The 15,304-nt window shown below is 69.8% G+C and carries 12 protein-coding genes and 1 pseudogene; 7 read left to right on the plus strand and 6 right to left on the minus strand.

Annotated features, from left to right (window positions below; all coding sequences use genetic code 11):
* Window positions 1–36: 36 nt before the first annotated feature.
* From J2X20_RS27270 to J2X20_RS27280, 3 genes are all read left to right on the plus strand, one after another.
* Window positions 37–1,737: an NHL repeat-containing protein gene (locus J2X20_RS27270; RefSeq protein WP_310272503.1), complete on the plus strand. Its 1,701-nt coding sequence runs from the start codon at window positions 37–39 to the stop codon at window positions 1,735–1,737.
* 57 nt (window positions 1,738–1,794) lie between these two features.
* Entirely contained in the window at window positions 1,795–3,495 is a 1,701-nt protein-coding gene (locus J2X20_RS27275; protein WP_310272505.1) for a hypothetical protein, read from the plus strand.
* Window positions 3,496–3,571: 76 nt separating this feature from the next.
* The gene (locus tag J2X20_RS27280) at window positions 3,572–4,015 is read left to right on the plus strand and encodes a hypothetical protein (RefSeq protein ID WP_310272506.1); all 444 of its coding nucleotides are present in this window, start codon (window positions 3,572–3,574) and stop codon (window positions 4,013–4,015) included.
* Window positions 4,016–4,325: 310 nt separating this feature from the next.
* On the opposite strand, the gene J2X20_RS27285 is transcribed toward J2X20_RS27280, so the two are convergent.
* The 3 genes from J2X20_RS27285 to J2X20_RS27295 form a co-directional block, all read right to left on the minus strand.
* Window positions 4,326–4,853, minus strand: coding sequence for a YcnI family copper-binding membrane protein (locus tag J2X20_RS27285; RefSeq protein WP_310272508.1), 528 nt, complete (start codon window positions 4,851–4,853; stop codon window positions 4,326–4,328).
* On the minus strand, window positions 4,850–7,234 hold the full coding sequence (locus J2X20_RS27290) for a TonB-dependent receptor (protein WP_310272510.1): 2,385 nt from the start codon (window positions 7,232–7,234) through the stop codon (window positions 4,850–4,852). The genes J2X20_RS27285 and J2X20_RS27290 overlap by 4 nt, the downstream gene beginning before the upstream one ends.
* Before the next feature lie 80 nt (window positions 7,235–7,314).
* The gene (locus J2X20_RS27295) at window positions 7,315–7,704 is read right to left on the minus strand and encodes a DUF2946 family protein (RefSeq protein ID WP_310272512.1); all 390 of its coding nucleotides are present in this window, start codon (window positions 7,702–7,704) and stop codon (window positions 7,315–7,317) included.
* A 79-nt stretch (window positions 7,705–7,783) separates the two neighbouring features.
* Here J2X20_RS27295 and J2X20_RS27300 point away from each other — a divergent pair, with 79 nt between their 5' ends.
* A complete protein-coding gene (locus J2X20_RS27300; RefSeq protein WP_310272514.1) occupies window positions 7,784–8,335 on the plus strand; it encodes a TlpA disulfide reductase family protein in 552 nt (183 codons plus the stop codon).
* Window positions 8,336–8,338: 3 nt separating this feature from the next.
* Here J2X20_RS27300 and J2X20_RS27305 read toward each other — a convergent pair whose 3' ends face one another.
* Genes J2X20_RS27305 through puuE form a run of 3 tightly spaced genes read right to left on the minus strand, consistent with a single transcriptional unit; the run spans window position 8,339 to window position 12,260 of the window.
* Window positions 8,339–9,565, minus strand: a complete 1,227-nt coding sequence (locus J2X20_RS27305) for an ArgE/DapE family deacylase (protein ID WP_310272516.1) — start codon at window positions 9,563–9,565, stop codon at window positions 8,339–8,341.
* Window positions 9,562–11,307, minus strand: a complete 1,746-nt coding sequence (gene uraD / locus J2X20_RS27310; protein WP_409034208.1) for a 2-oxo-4-hydroxy-4-carboxy-5-ureidoimidazoline decarboxylase — start codon at window positions 11,305–11,307, stop codon at window positions 9,562–9,564. Before uraD ends, J2X20_RS27305 begins: the two co-directional genes overlap by 4 nt.
* Entirely contained in the window at window positions 11,304–12,260 is a 957-nt protein-coding gene (gene puuE / locus J2X20_RS27315) for an allantoinase PuuE (protein WP_310272519.1), read from the minus strand. Before puuE ends, uraD begins: the two co-directional genes overlap by 4 nt.
* A 194-nt stretch (window positions 12,261–12,454) precedes the next feature.
* On the opposite strand from puuE, the gene uraH reads away from it, so the two are divergent.
* From uraH to J2X20_RS27330, 3 genes and pseudogenes are all read left to right on the plus strand, one after another.
* Window positions 12,455–12,808: a hydroxyisourate hydrolase gene (gene uraH / locus J2X20_RS27320; protein ID WP_310272521.1), complete on the plus strand. Its 354-nt coding sequence runs from the start codon at window positions 12,455–12,457 to the stop codon at window positions 12,806–12,808.
* Window positions 12,798–13,565 carry a xanthine dehydrogenase accessory protein XdhC gene (gene xdhC / locus J2X20_RS27325; protein WP_310272523.1) on the plus strand — a complete coding sequence of 256 codons (768 nt, stop codon included), beginning with the start codon at window positions 12,798–12,800 and terminating at the stop codon, window positions 13,563–13,565. Before uraH ends, xdhC begins: the two co-directional genes overlap by 11 nt.
* A 442-nt stretch (window positions 13,566–14,007) precedes the next feature.
* A pseudogene (locus tag J2X20_RS27330) lies at window positions 14,008–15,300 on the plus strand (methyl-accepting chemotaxis protein); the annotation flags it as partial.
* Window positions 15,301–15,304 lie beyond the last annotated feature (4 nt).

Genomic DNA, 15,304 nt, shown 5'->3' on the forward strand with positions numbered 1-15,304 from the left:
TCCAGGGCCTCCTCCACCGTCCACCCCAGGAACACCATGCTCGCTTCAACTCTCAACCGTCGTCCCGCTCATGCACTGCTGCTGAGCGCCACTCTCTGCGCCGCCCTGGCCGCCTGTGGCGGTGGCGGCAGCGCCACCACGCCCGACTCGGCGCCGCAGCCCCAGCAACCCCAGCCCGGCCCCGCGCCGGCGCCTGCACCAGCCGCCAGCTTCAGCTTCACGCTGGACACGTCCAAGGCGATCGTCTGGCAGGGCCAGCAGGCGACGCTGGCCGTCACGGTGCAGCGCGACGCCGGCTTCACCGACGCCATCCAGTTCAGCGCCGACAGCCTGCCCGCCGGCGCCACTGCGGCCGCACTCAATGTGCCAGCCGGCAGCAGCACCGGTACGCTGATCCTGCAAGCCGCCCTCACGGCCCCGCATTCGCTGCCGACCTCCGTCACGGTCAAGGGCAGCGCCGGCACCGTCGGCGCCAGCAAGCCGCTGACGGTGACCGTGCGCGGCGCCGCCGGCGACATCGACACCAGCTTCGGGGGCGGCACCCTGGTGACGCCCGGAGGGCTCACCGACGACTATGTGCGCGGCGTGGCCGTGCAGGCCGACGGCAAGGCCGTGGTGGCCGGCTTTGGCATCACCACGGTCGCCAGCGGCACCGACTTCCTGCTGGTGCGCCACCTGCGCGACGGCGGCCTGGACACCAGCTTCGGCAACGGCGGCAAGGTCGCCACCGCCTTCAACAACGGCGGCCGCAGCGACGAAGCCCAGGCCGTGGTCGTGCAGCCGGACGGCAAGATACTCGTCGCCGGCACGAGCGACCAGGGCGTCAGCGGCTACGACTTCGCGCTGGCCCGCTACAACGCCGACGGCTCGCTGGACACCAGCTTCGGCAACGGCGGCCGGGTCATCACCGCCTTCGGCAACGGCGCCGACAAGGCCTATGCGCTGCTGCTGCAGCCCGACGGCAAGATCGTGCTGGCGGGCGACAGCGCCCAGGGCGCCAACGGCACCGACTTCGCGCTGGCCCGCTACAACGCCGACGGTAGCCTGGACTCCGGCTTCGGCAGCGGCGGCAAGGTGCTGACCCCCATCGGCAGCGACGGCGCGCGCGAGACCATCTACGGCCTGGCGCTGCAGACCGTCGGCGGCGTGTCGCGCATCGTCGCCGTGGGCGGCGAGGGCGACTTCATCGCCGCTGCCTACCGCGGCAACGGCACGCTGGACACGGGCTTTGGCACCGGCGGCATCGTGCGCAGCCTGTTCGGTAGCGTCACCGGGGCGGCGCGCAGCGTCGTCGTCACGCCCGACAACCAGCTGGTGCTGGCGGGCCATCGTGACCATGACTTCGCTGCTGTGCGCCTGCTGCCCAATGGCGGCCTGGATGCGAGCTTCGGCACGGGCGGTCGCGCCGTCGTCGCGATCAGCGCCGACAACTGGGACGAGGCCACGGCCATCGTCCGCCAGGCCGATGGCCGGCTGCTGCTGGGGGGCTGGGTCTACACCGGCAACAGCTCCAGCGCCGACACGGTGCTGCTGCGACTGAAGGCCGACGGCAGCGCCGACACCACCTTCGGCCCCGGCGGCATCCGCACCACGGCGGTGGCGGCCGGTACCAAGACCGACGCTGGCCGTGCGCTGGCCCTGCAGCCCGACGAGCGCGTGACGACCGTGCGCGTGCTGCAGGCCGGAGAGGCCAACGGCAGCGACCTCGACGTCGTGCTGATGCGGCACTGGCTGTGAGCGCGAGGGCGCCGCGGCGCCCGCTTTCCCCACCCACCCACGTTCTGGAGTCTTCCCATGACCGCTTCCCTGCGCCTGCTCGCGCCGTTGTGCGCCGGCCTGCTGCTGCTCGCCGGCTGTGGCGGAGGTGGCGACAGCGCCGCCCCTGCCGTGCCGCCTTCTCCATCGACGCCCATACCTACGCCCACGCCCCCCGCACCCGCCGCGACGATGACCGCGGTGTCAGGCTCCGCCATGCATGCCACCGTCAGCTGGAGCGGCGGCAGCCCCGGCACCCGCTGGCGGCTCGAACGCCGCAGCGGTGACGGTGGCGCTTTTGCCGCCGTCGCCGAAGTCGACAGCGACGCCGGCCTGTGGCTGGACAGCGGCCTGAGTGCCGACACCGGCTACGCCTACCGCCTCGTCCGCACGGACGGCAGCGTCGCCGCCTCCGCCAGCGCCCGCACCGGCAGCGAGGCGGTGCTGACGACGGCGGCCCCGCAACCCGTGGGCGACGGCACGCCGCTGCCTTTCACTCCCGCCACCCGCCGGCTGAGCGCAGCCGACGGCAGCCTGCAACTGGAGCTGCCCGACGGCAGCTTCAGCCAGGCCGGCACGGCGCTGCTGCGGCCGACCGGCAACCCGCTGCCTGACGGCGTGGGCCCCGGGCTGAGCCTGAGCCTGCCCGAGCGTCCCGCCCGCACGCTGACGCTGTCGCTGCGCTATGGCGCCGACGAGAACGCCGACGACGTCACGCAGGACCGCATTGCGCTGCGCCAGGTCGACGGCAGCTGGTGGGTGCTGCCACTGGCCGCTCACGACGAAGCCCAGCACCTGTTGCAGGTCAGCCTGCCGCCCGGCCTGTGGCCTGCGCAGCCGACAGCCAGCACGCTGCAGGCCAAGCCCGCCGCCGCATCGTCCGTGCTGAAGGCGGACTTCGTGCGCGTCAAGGCGCACAAGCTGCTGCCCGCCGCGGCAACGGTGCGCGTGCTGGGCAGCCAGCGCTTTATGCCGGTCAGCATCTACGCGATGCGCGACATCGCCTGTGCAAGCGGCGACCCGGACGATCTGTGCATTCCCATGCCGGTGTTGCGTGACGTCACCGTGCCGGTGCTCAACGCCAAGCCCGGCTTCCAGCGTCAGTGGACGCTGGAAGGCAGCGACGCGCCGGCGGCGAGCCTCGGCACGCTGGCCGTCGAGCCGCAGGCCGGCGTGGTCTACACCGCGCCGGCCCAGGTGCCGGCCACCAATCCGCTAACCCTGCGCTTTCGCAGCGTCCACGGCGCCAGCGGCCGCCGCCTGCTGCTGACCGCCAGGATCCGCGTCACCGAGGACGCCTGGGTGGGCTCGCTGAAGGGTGTCGTCGGCGACCTCCTCACGGGCCACGAGTTCAAGCTCGCCACCCGCTGGACACTGGACGCGGCGCAGAGCACCGACACGCTGCGGGTCTACCGGCCGAGCGGTGATGCCGAGCATGTCTACACCATGCTCGATCCGGTCTGCACCCATACCGTGTCGCCCACCCGGCTGTCGCTGGCGCAGGCCGACACCACGGGCCAGCTGGTCGTCGACGAATCCACCCGTCCTGCGCGCTACACGCTTGCGCTGAGCACGCGCTGGAACTCGGTGCTGACGGTGAACTGCCCGCGTGGCAGCACGACGGCCCCGTTCTTCGGCGGGCATGTGTGGTCGGCGCAAGGCGTGGTCACCGGCGGGCAGATCCAGGGCTCGGACTCGGGCCTGGGTGAGCGCAGCTGGTCGCTCGGCCGGCCGCAATGACGCCTCTCACCCTCCGTTTTGCCACTCTCACCCGCGCCGCCGGCGCACCCACTTCTTGTCTTTTCAGGAGATCCCCATGAAACACCTCGCTCCCGCTGCCTCGCGCGGCCTGTTCTCGACCCTCGTCATCGCCTTGGGCTTCGTCGCCGCCAGCGCGCTGGTCTTGCGCGCCGAGGCCTCCACCACCACCTCGGCCTGCGACGACAAGGCGTCGTTGCAGCGCCAGCTCGAAGATTTCGACAGCCGCTGGAATGCCAGCGACGCTTGGGGCCTGACCGCCCAATTCACGATCGACGGCAGCCTGGGCGCCGGCGCCGACACGGGCCGCCTGGCGGTCTACCGCGAACTGATCGACAGGCTGGGCCGCTCGCCGCAGCCGCGCAAGACGCGCCTGCTGAGGGCGACGCCAGTGGGCTCGGTCTGCCTAGTGGATGTGCAGGTGAAGAGCGGGGAGCGCGGCGAGCCGGGCCTCTTCCTGATTGCACCGGCGACCGAAGGCGGCATCGTGGCAATGCGCTAGAGAAAGGAAAGCCCCGCCTGGACGGAGCCAGGCGGGGCGCAAGAGCGCTTCACGCCGCCCGGGACACACCTTTGGGGTGCGTAGGGCTGCGGCGTTCACACAGCGCAGGCGGCCTTCGACGAGCGACACCGGGGTGACGCGGGCGGGCCAGGAACTTGTGCTTTCATGGTCGCGGGCGGATCGCGTTATCCGCCTCGCCAGGGGCCGCAGCGTTGCCGGGGGCCGTGCACTGGTGACGGGCTGAATCATCGGCGCAGCCGGCCGTGAACGAAGCCGCGATCAGCCGGGGTCGGCCCGGCTTTTTTAGGCTTCAGTGGGCGTGAGCCTCGGCGCGAGCCGGGATGACCTTCAGCCGCACCGCCGGGGCGCGCGGCCTGGGATTGGCGGCCGTCGGCAGCTCGGCCCAGTTCCATTCGCCCTGGGTGCAGACCTGGCGCACGGCAAAGGCCAGCTCGCCCGCCTCAGCGGGCAGGGAGGCGCGCAGGATGAATTCGTCATACCAGGCGTCGGGCAGTTGGTTGGCCTCGCCATTGGCTGTCCAGCGCACCTCGGCCAGCTCCTCGGTGACGGCCTTGCCATGGCTGTCGTAGGGGGTCTTGAGCGGCCTTTGCCGGGTGGTCAGGGTCCAGCCCGGTTTGGGCATGGGCTTGGCGCCACGCAGGCCTTCGGGCAGCGTGATGACGATCTCCTTGGTCGCTGAGCCGCCCTCGCAGCCATGGCCGACCTTGAAGACGGCGCGGTAGCTGCTGCCGGCCGGGGCCTCGGGCTGGTCGAGCGTGATGTGGGCGTGCGCTGCGCCGGCGACGGCGAGCAGGCTGGCGGTCAGGGTGGTTTTCATAGGTCGAATCTCAGCTCGGCGGCGTAGCTGCGCTGCGGGTAGTTGTGGAAATTCCAGTACTGGTAGTTGTTCAGGTTGTCGATGCCGAAGGCGGCGCTCCATTGCCTGTCCATCTTCCACAGCAGGCGCATGTCGGCCGTGGTGTATTTGCTGACGCCCATGTAGGCGAAGGGGTTCACGTCGCTGTTGTTCAGTGTGCGGTATTGGCGGCCGCTGTGGCGCACGGCCAGGCTGGCGCTCCAGTGCTCGTCGAAGCGATAGCCGGTGACGACCGTGGCACGCCAGCGCGGGATGTTGGGCTGCCATTTGCCCATCGTGTCGCCCGGCGTGCCGACGAAGCCGGCGTTGGCCTTGATCTTTGAATCGGTGTAGGTGAGGCTGGTGTTGAAGTCCAAGCCCTTGAGCCCGACATCCACCGCGCCCAGCGTGGCTTCCAGGCCGCTGGTGGCGATCTTCTCGACGTTCTGCACGCGGCCGATATTGGTGTTGGCAGCCGGGTCAAACAGGGTCTGGGAGTACAGCGAATCCTGGGTGGTCTCGGCGAACAGCGTCAGCCGGCCCTGCAGCGCACCCCAGGCCTGTTCGGCGCTGAACTCACCGGTCCAGGACTTCTCGGGTCTGAGGTTGGGGTCGTTGATGAACCTGGAATTGGCGGTGGACGTCGCGCCATAGAGCTCGGCCACCGTGGGCATGCGCACCGCGCGGCCGACGGAGGCCTTGAGCAGGGTGTTCGGCGCGACCTGCCAGGACAGCGCCGCCTTGGGCGACAGGAAACGTTCGCGGCGCGACGCATAGGTCTGCGACGACATGGCCGAGAAGTCGGTGCGGCCGTCGCGCGCTTCCCAGCGTTCGGCGCGCAGGCCCAGCACGGCCTTCCAGTCCGGCGCGATCAGCCAGGCGTCCTGCAAATAGGCGGCCTGCAATTGCGTGCGGCCGCCGACCTGGCTGGCCAGGGCTCCGGGGCCGTCGGCGAGGTAGTTGCCGGCGATGCTGGAAGTGGCGTAGTCGAGCTTGTAGCCGTCCTGTTGCAGGCCCAGGTCGACGACATGCGAGCCACCGGCGGGGCGCCAGATGCCTTTGATGGCCAGGGTGTGCCAGCCGGTGCCGCTGCCGTCGGACAGGGTGCCGGCGCCGCCCGTCAGTGCGCCTGGCTGTGGGTTGGCGCCGGCGTTCTGGCGCTTGTGGTCGCGGTCGTAGTCGTAGAGGCTGGCGGCGACCTCCCAATCCCATTCACCGCCGCCGTGGCTCTTCACCGACAGGCCGTGCATGAAGTGCTGCAGCTTTTCGCGCGTGACCGCGAAGTCACTGCCCGTCAAGGCCGCGAATTGCTTGCCGTCGATGATGACGGCGCCGCCGTAGACCGGCTGGCCGGCCGCATTGCGCAGCCAGCTCTCGGAGTTGCCCTCGCTGGTGTTGCGCCACAGGCCCAGGGTGTAGCTGGCGCGCAGCGTGGGGCTGAGCTCGTAGGCCAGCTTGAGCTTGGCGTGGTCCTGCACCGTGTGATAGCGCGTGCCCGCCCCGATGAGATACCAGGGCGTGTTGGTGGTGTTGAGCTGCAGGACGGCACCGGTCACCGGCTGGGCCGTGCTGTTGGCGGCCGGCGTGGTGCCGGTGCTGGCCGTGCGTGTGGCAAAGGTCAGGGGCTGCCCTTCGCTGTCGCTGCGGTTGAGGTTGATCCACCAGCTCCAATCCCCGGCGCGGTCGCCGACGGAGGCGCTGGCCTGCCAGGCGTTGAAGCGGCTCTGATGGCCGTAAAGCTCCGACGACTGGCTGGCGGCGCCGAGCTTGGCATGGGCCTCGAACTTCGTCGGCATGCGCGTCTGGTAGTCCACCACGGCGCCGACCGAGTTGCCCGGGTAGGCCGCCGAGAAGGGGCCGTACATGACGTCGACGCGCTCGATCTCCTCGGGCGTCACCAGGCCCCAGCGCGGCGGGAAGCTCAGGCCGCCGACGCCGTTGCCCAGGTAGTTGGACAGCAGCATGCCGTCGGCATAGACGGCCGAGCGCGCGCTGTTGCCGGTGCCCGAGGCGCGGCTGGAGAGGATGGCGTGGTTGTAGTCGCCGATATAGCGCTTGCGCACCAGCAGGCTGGGCAGGTATTTCAGCGCGTCCTCGGCGTCGGTGGCGTTGATGCTGCGGGCCATGTCCTCGCGCGTCACCGTCTCGCGGGTGGTCGGGATGTTGCTGGGCAGGGAGGAGGGCGCGGCGCCTTGGACGCGCACGAGGCCGAGCCTGTTGCGTGGCGTGGGGGCGTCGGTGTCGGCGACCTGAGCTGGCGGCGGCGCGTCGTCGCAATCGCAGTCGTCGCAGGCCTGGGCGAAGGTCCAGACGGACAGGGCGGCGCAGGCGGCAGCCGCGCGCGCGAGGGAGTGGGGTTGCATGCAGGGGCAGGATCTGGGTCGGCCATCGCCCTGGGGGCGACGGCAAAGCGCCGGGCCTCGCGGCCGCGGCGACGGATGACTCAGATCAGCCCGGGTGGGGCGCGAGCGCTGGCAGGCCGCCAGGCGTGGGGGGTGACGGGGGCGGTCCAGAAGCGCTCGGGGGCTTGCAGAATCAGGTCGTCACGCAACTGCAGTTCGGGCGCCGCGGGTGCTTCGATGAGATCGGCCGCGCCCAGATGGCAGGCCGGGCAATGGCCATGGGCCAGCAGGTCCAGGGCCTTCTCGATGGGCTTGGGTTGGACGGCGCTCGTCGAGGCCGAAGGTGAGCGGCAGATGTCCTGCCAGGCCGAGAAGTCGCCCCGCGCATGGGCCAGCGCCGCGCTGATGCCCGGCGCCAGCACGCCCAGCAGGAACACGGCCAACAGCCACCAGGATTGGCGGCGGGCGCGGGCGTGCGTCAGCTTGGGCATACTGGGATTCTAGGTGGGGGGGCATCGCAGGGGATGCCCTAGGCTTCTCCTCTCCCCACCGGGTGCTGAAAGAAGCCGAATGAACAAGGAAATCGTGGATCGACGCGGCTTGCTGGCCTGGGCGGGCCTGGCCGCGCTGACGGGCAGCCTGCCCGCACATGCCGAGGATGCCCCCAAGGCCGGGCCCGCGCGGCCGCCGCTGGAGCGCGTGGCGACCGACGCGCCGCTGGGCAAGGTGCTGGACGGCAAGGAGCTGAAGCTGTCCGACTACGAGGGCAAGGTCGTCGTCGTCAATTTCTGGGCTTCCTGGTGCGGCTACTGCCGCGAGGAGTTCCCCTATCTGGACAAGCTGCAGCGCGCCGCCGCCGACCGGTTGCAGGTCGTGTCCGTCAATACCGAGGAGCGCGACGTCTTTCGCAAGCTGTCCCGGGCCCTGGCCGAGCATGTGCAGCTGACCTTGGCCTATGACCCGGGCAAGGCCTGCCAGGAAACCTTCAAGGCACCGGGTTCTCTGCCCTATACCGTCGTGCTGCGACGCGACCGCAGTGTCGCCGGCATCAAGACGGGCTGGGGCGAGAGCAGCTTGAAGGGCCTGGTCGACATGGTCAACGCGGCGATCACCGCGGCCTGAAGCTCAGGCGGCCAGCAACTCGGCGAGGGCGCCGGCGACCACTTGCGTGGCTCGCTGGAGGTCGTCCAGCACCAGATGTTCATCGGCCCGCTTGGCATTGCTCTCAAGCACCGTGCGCGGCCCGGCGCCGTAGATGGCAGCCGGGATGCCGTGGGCGGTGTACAGGCGCACGTCGGTGTACAGCGGCGTGCCCGAGGTCGGGATGGGCTCGCCGAACACCGCCTCACCATGCCTTTGCAGCGCGGCCACCAGCGGCGCGGCACCGGGCAGGGGCTTCATGGAGCTGGCCAGCAGCAGGCGCTTGATGTCGAGCTTGATGCCCGGGCTCTGCGCGACCGTGTTCTCGATCAGCGCGCGCACCTCGGCCTCGACGGCCGCCGGGTCTTCCTCGGGGATCATGCGGCGGTCCAGCTTGAGGACGACCTTGCCGGGCACGACATTGGTGTTGCTGCCGCCTTCGATGCGGCCCACGTTCAGATAGGGGTGGGTGATGCCGGCCACCTCGGAGCGGCGCATCTTCAGCACGTCGTTGTGGGCGTAGAGCGCCGTCAGCAGCTTCGTTGCCGCCTGCAGCGCGTCGATGCCGGTGCTCGGATAGGCCGCATGCGAGGCCAGGCCGTGCAGGGTGACCTCCATCTGCAGGCAGCCGTTGTGGGCCGTGACAACCTGGTAGCTGAAGCCGGCGGCGATCAGGTAGTCGGGCTTGGTGAGGCCTTTTTGCAGCAGCCAGCCCGGGCCCAGCTCGCCGCCGAATTCCTCGTCGTAGGTGAAGTGCAGCTCGACGGCGCCCTTGAGCTTCAGCCCGGAGTTCTTCAGCGCCAGCAGCGCAAACGTGTAGGTCGCAAAGTCGCTCTTGCTGACGGCCGACGCGCGGCCAAAGAGCTTGCCGTCTTCGATCTCGGCGCCATAGGGCTGGTGCACCCATCCCTCGCCGGGCGGCACCACGTCGCCATGGGCATTCAGTGCAATCGTCGGGCCGTCTTCGCTGAAGCGATGCCGCACGATGAGGTTGGTGATGGACTGCATGCCTGCTGCCTGCACATCGGCAGTCGGCACGGCGTGCTTCTCGACCTCGAAGCCGAGCTCGGTCAGCAGTTCGGCCGTGCGGTCGGCGTGCGGTGCGTTGTTGCCGGGCGGCGTGTCGGTGGGGATGCGGACGAGGGCCTGGAGGAAGCGGACTTCGTCGTTGAAGTGGCCGGCAATCCAGGCGTCAATGGCGTTCTGTGTCATAGGGTATCGAGCAAACGTTCAAACGCGCGGATGGACAGTTCGGCGTCATCCACCGTCACCGATTCCAGCGGGTTGTGGCTGATGCCGCCATTGCCGCCGCGCACGAACAGCATGGCCTGGGGCAGCAGTTCGTGGATCTTCATGGCGTCATGGCCGGCGCCCGAGGGCAGGCGGTGGATGGGCAGGCCCAGTTGGGCGACCGCGGCCTCCCAGCGCGACTGCCAGGTGGCGTCGCTGGGCGCGGCGTTGGCGGCCAGCGTGGGCTGCAGCGTGTAGCTCAGGCCGCGGCGCTCGCAGATCTCGTCGAGCTTGGCGCGCACGTCGGCATCCAGCGCGTCGCGCGCGTCGTCGGTCGTCGCACGCAGGTCCAGGCTGAAACGGCAGCGGCCGGGGATGACGTTGATGGAGCCGGACGGCACCTCCAGCATGCCGACGGTGCCGACGACATCGGGCACGGCGGCGGCGCGCTGCTCGGTGAACAGGATGAGCTCGGCCACCCCGGCCGCGGCGTCGCGGCGCTGGCCCATGGGCGTGGTGCCGGCATGGCTGGCCAGGCCGATGATCTCGCCGGTGTAGCGGCGGCTGCCGTTGATGCTGGTGACGATGCCCAGCGGCAGGTCGAGGCTGTCCAGCACCGGGCCTTGCTCGATATGGGCTTCGACAAAGCCGAGGTAGCGCGAGGCGTCGCGCTTGACCGTCTGGATGGCCTGCATCGTGCCGGGTAGACCGGCAGCCTGCATCGCATCGCGCAGCGTGATGCCCGCCGCATCGGTCTGGTCGAGCCAGGCGGGTTGGAAACTGCCGATCAGCGCGCTCGAGCCGAGGAAGTCGGCCGGGTAGCGCTGGCCCTCTTCCTCGGAGAAACCGACGACTTCGAGGCCGAAGGGTAGGCGCTTGCCTTGGCGGTGCAGTTCGCGCACGACCAGCATGGGCACAAAAATGCCCAGCCGCCCGTCGAAGCGCCCGGCGCGGCGCACGGTGTCGTAATGGCTGCCGGTCAGCAGCGTCTTGTCGCCCGTGCCCTTGTAGAGGCCGACGACATTGCCCACCGCGTCACGGCTGACCTCGTCGAAGCCGCATTCGCGCATCCAGGCCATCAGCTGCTCGGCGACGGCCGTGTGGGCCGGCGTGGCATAGGTGCAGGTCAGGAAATCCTCGGTGTCGCTGTGGGCAGCCAGTGCAGCGGCCCAGTCCCAGAGCTGTTCACCGAGTTCAGGCTTCACGCCGAACTTGTCGTTGAGGCGGATCTCGGCGATGCGGTGGATCTGGCGCAAACACTCGGCGCGCTCCAGGTCCGGGTGGGCGCGCAGCCGTCGCTCAAAGGTGGCGATGATCTCGGCGCGCGTGAATCCCGTGCCACGTGGCCCGCGCACGGCCAAGATAAATGGAAAGCCGAAGCGCGCGTTGTAGTCGGCGTTGAGCTTTTGCAGCTTCGCGAATTCCTCCGGCGTGCAGGCCGTCAGCCCGGCCTTCTGCTGCTCGTTGGTCGACTCTGCTGTCAGCTCGCCCGCCACCGCTGCCTTGCCGGCCAGCTCGGGGTGGGCGCGGATCAGGCCGAGTTGCTCGTCGACGCTGGCCTCGCGCACCACGCGGGCCAGGGCCACCTTCAGCGCGGCCAGGCTCTTGAAGGGGCGTGCAGCCGCGGCGCGCTCGGCGATCCACGGCGAGTGTTCGTAGGTGCCGTCCAGCAGCGCGACGAAGTCCGCGGCGCTGGCTTGATTGAGTTGGTCGAGAGTCATCATTCCCAGACGAAGGCCGTCTTGGCGTCAAAGGGGTGGACGGCTTTCCAGTGTCGCGCGATGTCCAGGCGCCGGCAGACCCAGACGCGGTCATGCGCCTCGATATGGTCCAGGAACTTCTGCAGTGCGCGCATGCGCCCCGGGCGGCCCAGCAGGCGGCAGTGCATGCCGATGCTCATCATCTTCGGGCTGTCGGCGCCTTCGGCATAGAGCACGTCAAAGGAATCACGCAGGTACTCGAAGAAGGGCTCTGAATGGCTGAAGCCCTGGGGCAGGGCGAAGCGCATGTCATTGCAGTCCAGCGTGTAGGGCACGACCAGATGGGGCGCCAGCTCGCCATTGGTCTTGCGGACCTGCAGCCAGAAGGGCAGGTCGTCGCCGTAGTAGTCGCTGTCGTACTCGAAGCCGCCAAAGTCGGCCACCAGGCGGCGGGTGTTGGGGCTGTCGCGGCCGGTGTACCAACCCAGGCCATGCGGGTCGCGGCCCAGGGTCAGGCGCTTGAGGCTGGCCATGGCCTGGGCCAGGTGGGCGCGTTCGGTGTCCTCCTCCATGTTCTGGTAGTGGATCCAGCGCCAGCCGTGGGAGGCGATCTCATGGTCCAGCTCCACAAAGGCCTGGGTCACGTCGGGGTGGCGCTCCAGCGCCATGCCCACGCCGAAGACGGTCAGCGGCAGGGCGCGCTGCTCGAATTCCTTCAAGAGCCGCCAGACGCCGACGCGCGAGCCGTATTCGTAGATGCCCTCCATGCTCAGGTGGCGGGCTGGATAGCTGGCCGGGTTGAACATCTCTGACAGGAATTGCTCGCTGCCGGCATCGCCATGCAGCACCGAGTTTTCGCCGCCTTCCTCGTAGTTGAGGACGAACTGCACGGCCACTCGGGCGCCCCCGGGCCACTGCGCATGGGGCGGGTTCTCGCCGTAGCCGATCAAATCGCGGGGGTAGCGGGCGTTGCTCATCCCTACACTTTGCCCTAAGGAAGCGCTGAGCAAGCCCCTCGCGGCGCGCGCATCCTGGCTACGGGCGCTCGCGGCGTTGCAAATCCGCGCCATAGCACGAGCTATGGCTGCGGTTTGCGTCTGGCGCTGCATCCCGTATCCAGGCGCGCGCACTCGCGAGGGGCTCGCCCAGCGCTTCCATCAACGGAGATTCCATGGGCAAACTCACAACACATGTGCTGGACACCGCCAACGGCTGCCCGGCCGCCGGCATGGCCGTACGGCTCTACCGCTTCGACGCGGAAGGCCCCAAATGGCTGCGCAGCCTGCACCTGAACGCCGACGGCCGTGCCGATGGGCCGGTGCTGGAGGGGGCGACCTTCATGGCCGGCCGCTACCGCCTGGTCTTCGAGGTGGCGGCCTATTTCCGCGCCCGCGGCGACAAGCTGCCCGAGCCCGCCTTCCTGGACGAGGTGCCGCTGGATTTCGGCATTGCCGACGAGAGCAGCCACTACCACGTGCCCCTGCTGGCCTCGCCCTGGAGCTATTCAACTTACCGTGGAAGCTGAAGCCGTCGTTCTCGTCACTGTCTCCCGCACCACCGGCAGCGTGCCGCGTGAAGTCGGGGCGTGGATGGCTGTCGGCAGCGACGCCATCCGCGGCACCGTCGGCGGTGGCCATCTGGAGTTCGACGCCATCGCCCGCGCCCGCGCGGCGCTGGCGGGCGGTGAGCTGGAAGAAGAGGTGCGCTACCCGCTGGGTGCCAGCCTCGGCCAATGCTGCGGCGGCGTCGTCTGGCTGCGCTTTGAGCGCGTCGCGGCGGATGAGGACCTGGCGGCCCGCCTGCCGCAGGCGCCATTGCGGCCGCTGGCTCTGTTCGGCGCCGGCCATGTGGGCGCGGCCATCGCCCACATCGCCCGCGACCTGCCGCTGGCCCTGCACTGGATCGACAGCCGCGAGAACCAGTTCCCCGAGCGGCCGCCCGAGCGCGGCTGGCGCCAGGAGGTCTGCAACCCGGCAGTCGACGCCGTGGCCGACCTGGCGCCCGGCTCGGCCGTGCTCATCATGAGCCACAACCATGCCGAGGACTTCGACCTCGTCGCCGCCTGCCTGAAGCGCCAGCGCGAGCAGGGCGACCTGGCCTTCATCGGCATGATCGGCAGCCGAACCAAATGGGCGAGCTTTCGCCAGCGCCTGGAGGCGCGCGGCTTCACCGAGGCCGAGCGCGCCCAGGTGACCTGCCCCATCGGGGTGCAGGGTGTCACCGGCAAGGTGCCTGCGGTCATCGCAGTTGCCGTGCTAGCCCAGGTCCTTTCGTTGGCGTGAACAAAGTCGCGGCACGCGGTGTTACAGCACCGCTCGCGGGGAGGGCCATCGATGTCATGTTGCGACGATGGCGGCCTCGCGCCCCGGGCGGGATTTGTGAAACAGCTTGATGAAGAAGGAGATCGCGATGCGCCATTCCAGCCCGCCAGGCTCGCAGCGCGACGGCCGTGACCCGCTCGGCCGCAGAGTCGGGTTCGGAACCGCGCAGAAGCTGCTGCTCGCATTCGGCTGGCTGATCGTGCTGACGGTCGCGATCAGCTGGGCCGCGCTGCAGGCGCTCGGCCAAGCGCCCGGCGAAGGCCAGGCAACGGCGCGCCTGGCCATCTGGGTCCTGTTGACGGTCAGCGTGCTGTCCGGCGGGGCGCTGGCGGTGGTGCTGTCGCGCGCAACGGTACGCGCGCTGGGGGGTGAGCCGAGCGACGTGGCGCGGCATCTGCGCTGCATCGCCGAGGGTGACCTGGCCTACCGCCTGCCGGTGCGGCCGGGCGACGACGCCAGCATCCTGTCGGGCCTCGCTCAGATGCAGCAGCGATGGATCGGCGTCGTGGCCCAGGTGCGCGAAGGCGCCGAAGGCGTGGCCATGGCCAGCGCCGAGATTGCCACCGGCAACATGGACCTCTCCCAGCGCACCGAGCTGCAGGCCGCCGCACTGCAGCGCACCGCGGGGGCGATGGACGCCCTGCGCCATCAGGTCATGCTCAGCGCCGACCATGCGGGCGACGCCAGCGGCGTGGCGACGCAAGCCAGCGTCGCCGCGGCGCAGGGCGGCGCCGTGGTGGGCGGCGTGGTGGAAACGATGCGCGGCATCAGCACCAGTTCGTCGCGCATCGCCGAGATCATTGGCGTCATCGACAGCATTGCTTTCCAGACCAACATCCTGGCGCTCAACGCCGCGGTCGAGGCCGCCCGCGCGGGCGAGCAGGGACGGGGCTTCGCCGTCGTGGCCGGGGAGGTGCGCAGTCTCGCCCAGCGCAGCGCCGCGGCGGCCAGGGAGATCAAGCAGCTGATCACCGACAGCGGCGAGCAGGTGCAGCGGGGCTCGCGCCAGGTGGATGGCGCGGGCGAGACGATGCAACAGGTGGTGGACGCCATCGGCAAGGTGGACCGTATCGTCAACGAGATCAGCGCCGCCAGCGCCGTGCAGGCCCGGCAGGTCAGCGACGTGGGTGAGGCCGTCACCCAGATGGACCAGACCACGCAGCAGAACGCCGCGCTGGTCGAGCAGAGCGCCGCAGCGGCCACGAGCCTGCGCGACCAGGCGCAGCAGCTGGTCGATGCGGTCGCCTTCTTCCGCTTGCATGACACCGGCAATCCCGAGCGCGCCATGGCCGAGCTGGAGGAGCGCCTGGCGCAACTCGGCACGCCCCGGTTGCAGGGCACCGAGCGCGTCGGCGACCGGGAAGTGCCGGGCCTGTATTTCGGCAGCCACAAATTGAACAAGCAATATGCGCTGGTGGACGAGCTCAAGAAGGCTCTCGGCGCGACGGCGACGTTGTTCGTGAAGTCGGGCGACGACTTCGTGCGCGTCAGCACCAACGTGCTGACGCCGGAGGGCATGCGCGGCGTCGGCACGCCGCTGGCGCGGGCCAAGGCCCATGAGGCCGTCAGCCGCGGCCAGTCTTTCCGCGGCGAGGTGGACGTGCTCGGCACGCTGTTCGACGCCTGCTACAGGCCGATCAAGGACGGCCAGGGCCATGTGATCGGCGTGAGCTACGTCGGGTTCAAGAAGGCCTGAGCGC

This window comes from Roseateles saccharophilus (genome assembly GCF_031458095.1).
GTDB classification, from domain to species: Bacteria; Pseudomonadota; Gammaproteobacteria; order Burkholderiales; family Burkholderiaceae_C; genus Pelomonas; species Pelomonas saccharophila_A.

What these genes read in the sequence shown, in the direction of transcription:
- J2X20_RS27270 (WP_310272503.1), top strand. Translation starts at nt 37, where the DNA reads ATGCTCGCTTCAACTCTCAACCGTCGTCCCGCTCATGCACTGCTGCTG.
- J2X20_RS27275 (WP_310272505.1), top strand. Translation starts at nt 1,795, where the DNA reads ATGACCGCTTCCCTGCGCCTGCTCGCGCCGTTGTGCGCCGGCCTGCTG.
- J2X20_RS27280 (WP_310272506.1), top strand. Translation starts at nt 3,572, where the DNA reads ATGAAACACCTCGCTCCCGCTGCCTCGCGCGGCCTGTTCTCGACCCTC.
- J2X20_RS27285 (WP_310272508.1), bottom strand. Translation starts at nt 4,853, where the DNA reads ATGAAAACCACCCTGACCGCCAGCCTGCTCGCCGTCGCCGGCGCAGCG.
- J2X20_RS27290 (WP_310272510.1), bottom strand. Translation starts at nt 7,234, where the DNA reads ATGCAACCCCACTCCCTCGCGCGCGCGGCTGCCGCCTGCGCCGCCCTG.
- J2X20_RS27295 (WP_310272512.1), bottom strand. Translation starts at nt 7,704, where the DNA reads ATGCCCAAGCTGACGCACGCCCGCGCCCGCCGCCAATCCTGGTGGCTG.
- J2X20_RS27300 (WP_310272514.1), top strand. Translation starts at nt 7,784, where the DNA reads ATGAACAAGGAAATCGTGGATCGACGCGGCTTGCTGGCCTGGGCGGGC.
- J2X20_RS27305 (WP_310272516.1), bottom strand. Translation starts at nt 9,565, where the DNA reads ATGACACAGAACGCCATTGACGCCTGGATTGCCGGCCACTTCAACGAC.
- uraD (WP_409034208.1), bottom strand. Translation starts at nt 11,307, where the DNA reads ATGATGACTCTCGACCAACTCAATCAAGCCAGCGCCGCGGACTTCGTC.
- puuE (WP_310272519.1), bottom strand. Translation starts at nt 12,260, where the DNA reads ATGAGCAACGCCCGCTACCCCCGCGATTTGATCGGCTACGGCGAGAAC.
- uraH (WP_310272521.1), top strand. Translation starts at nt 12,455, where the DNA reads ATGGGCAAACTCACAACACATGTGCTGGACACCGCCAACGGCTGCCCG.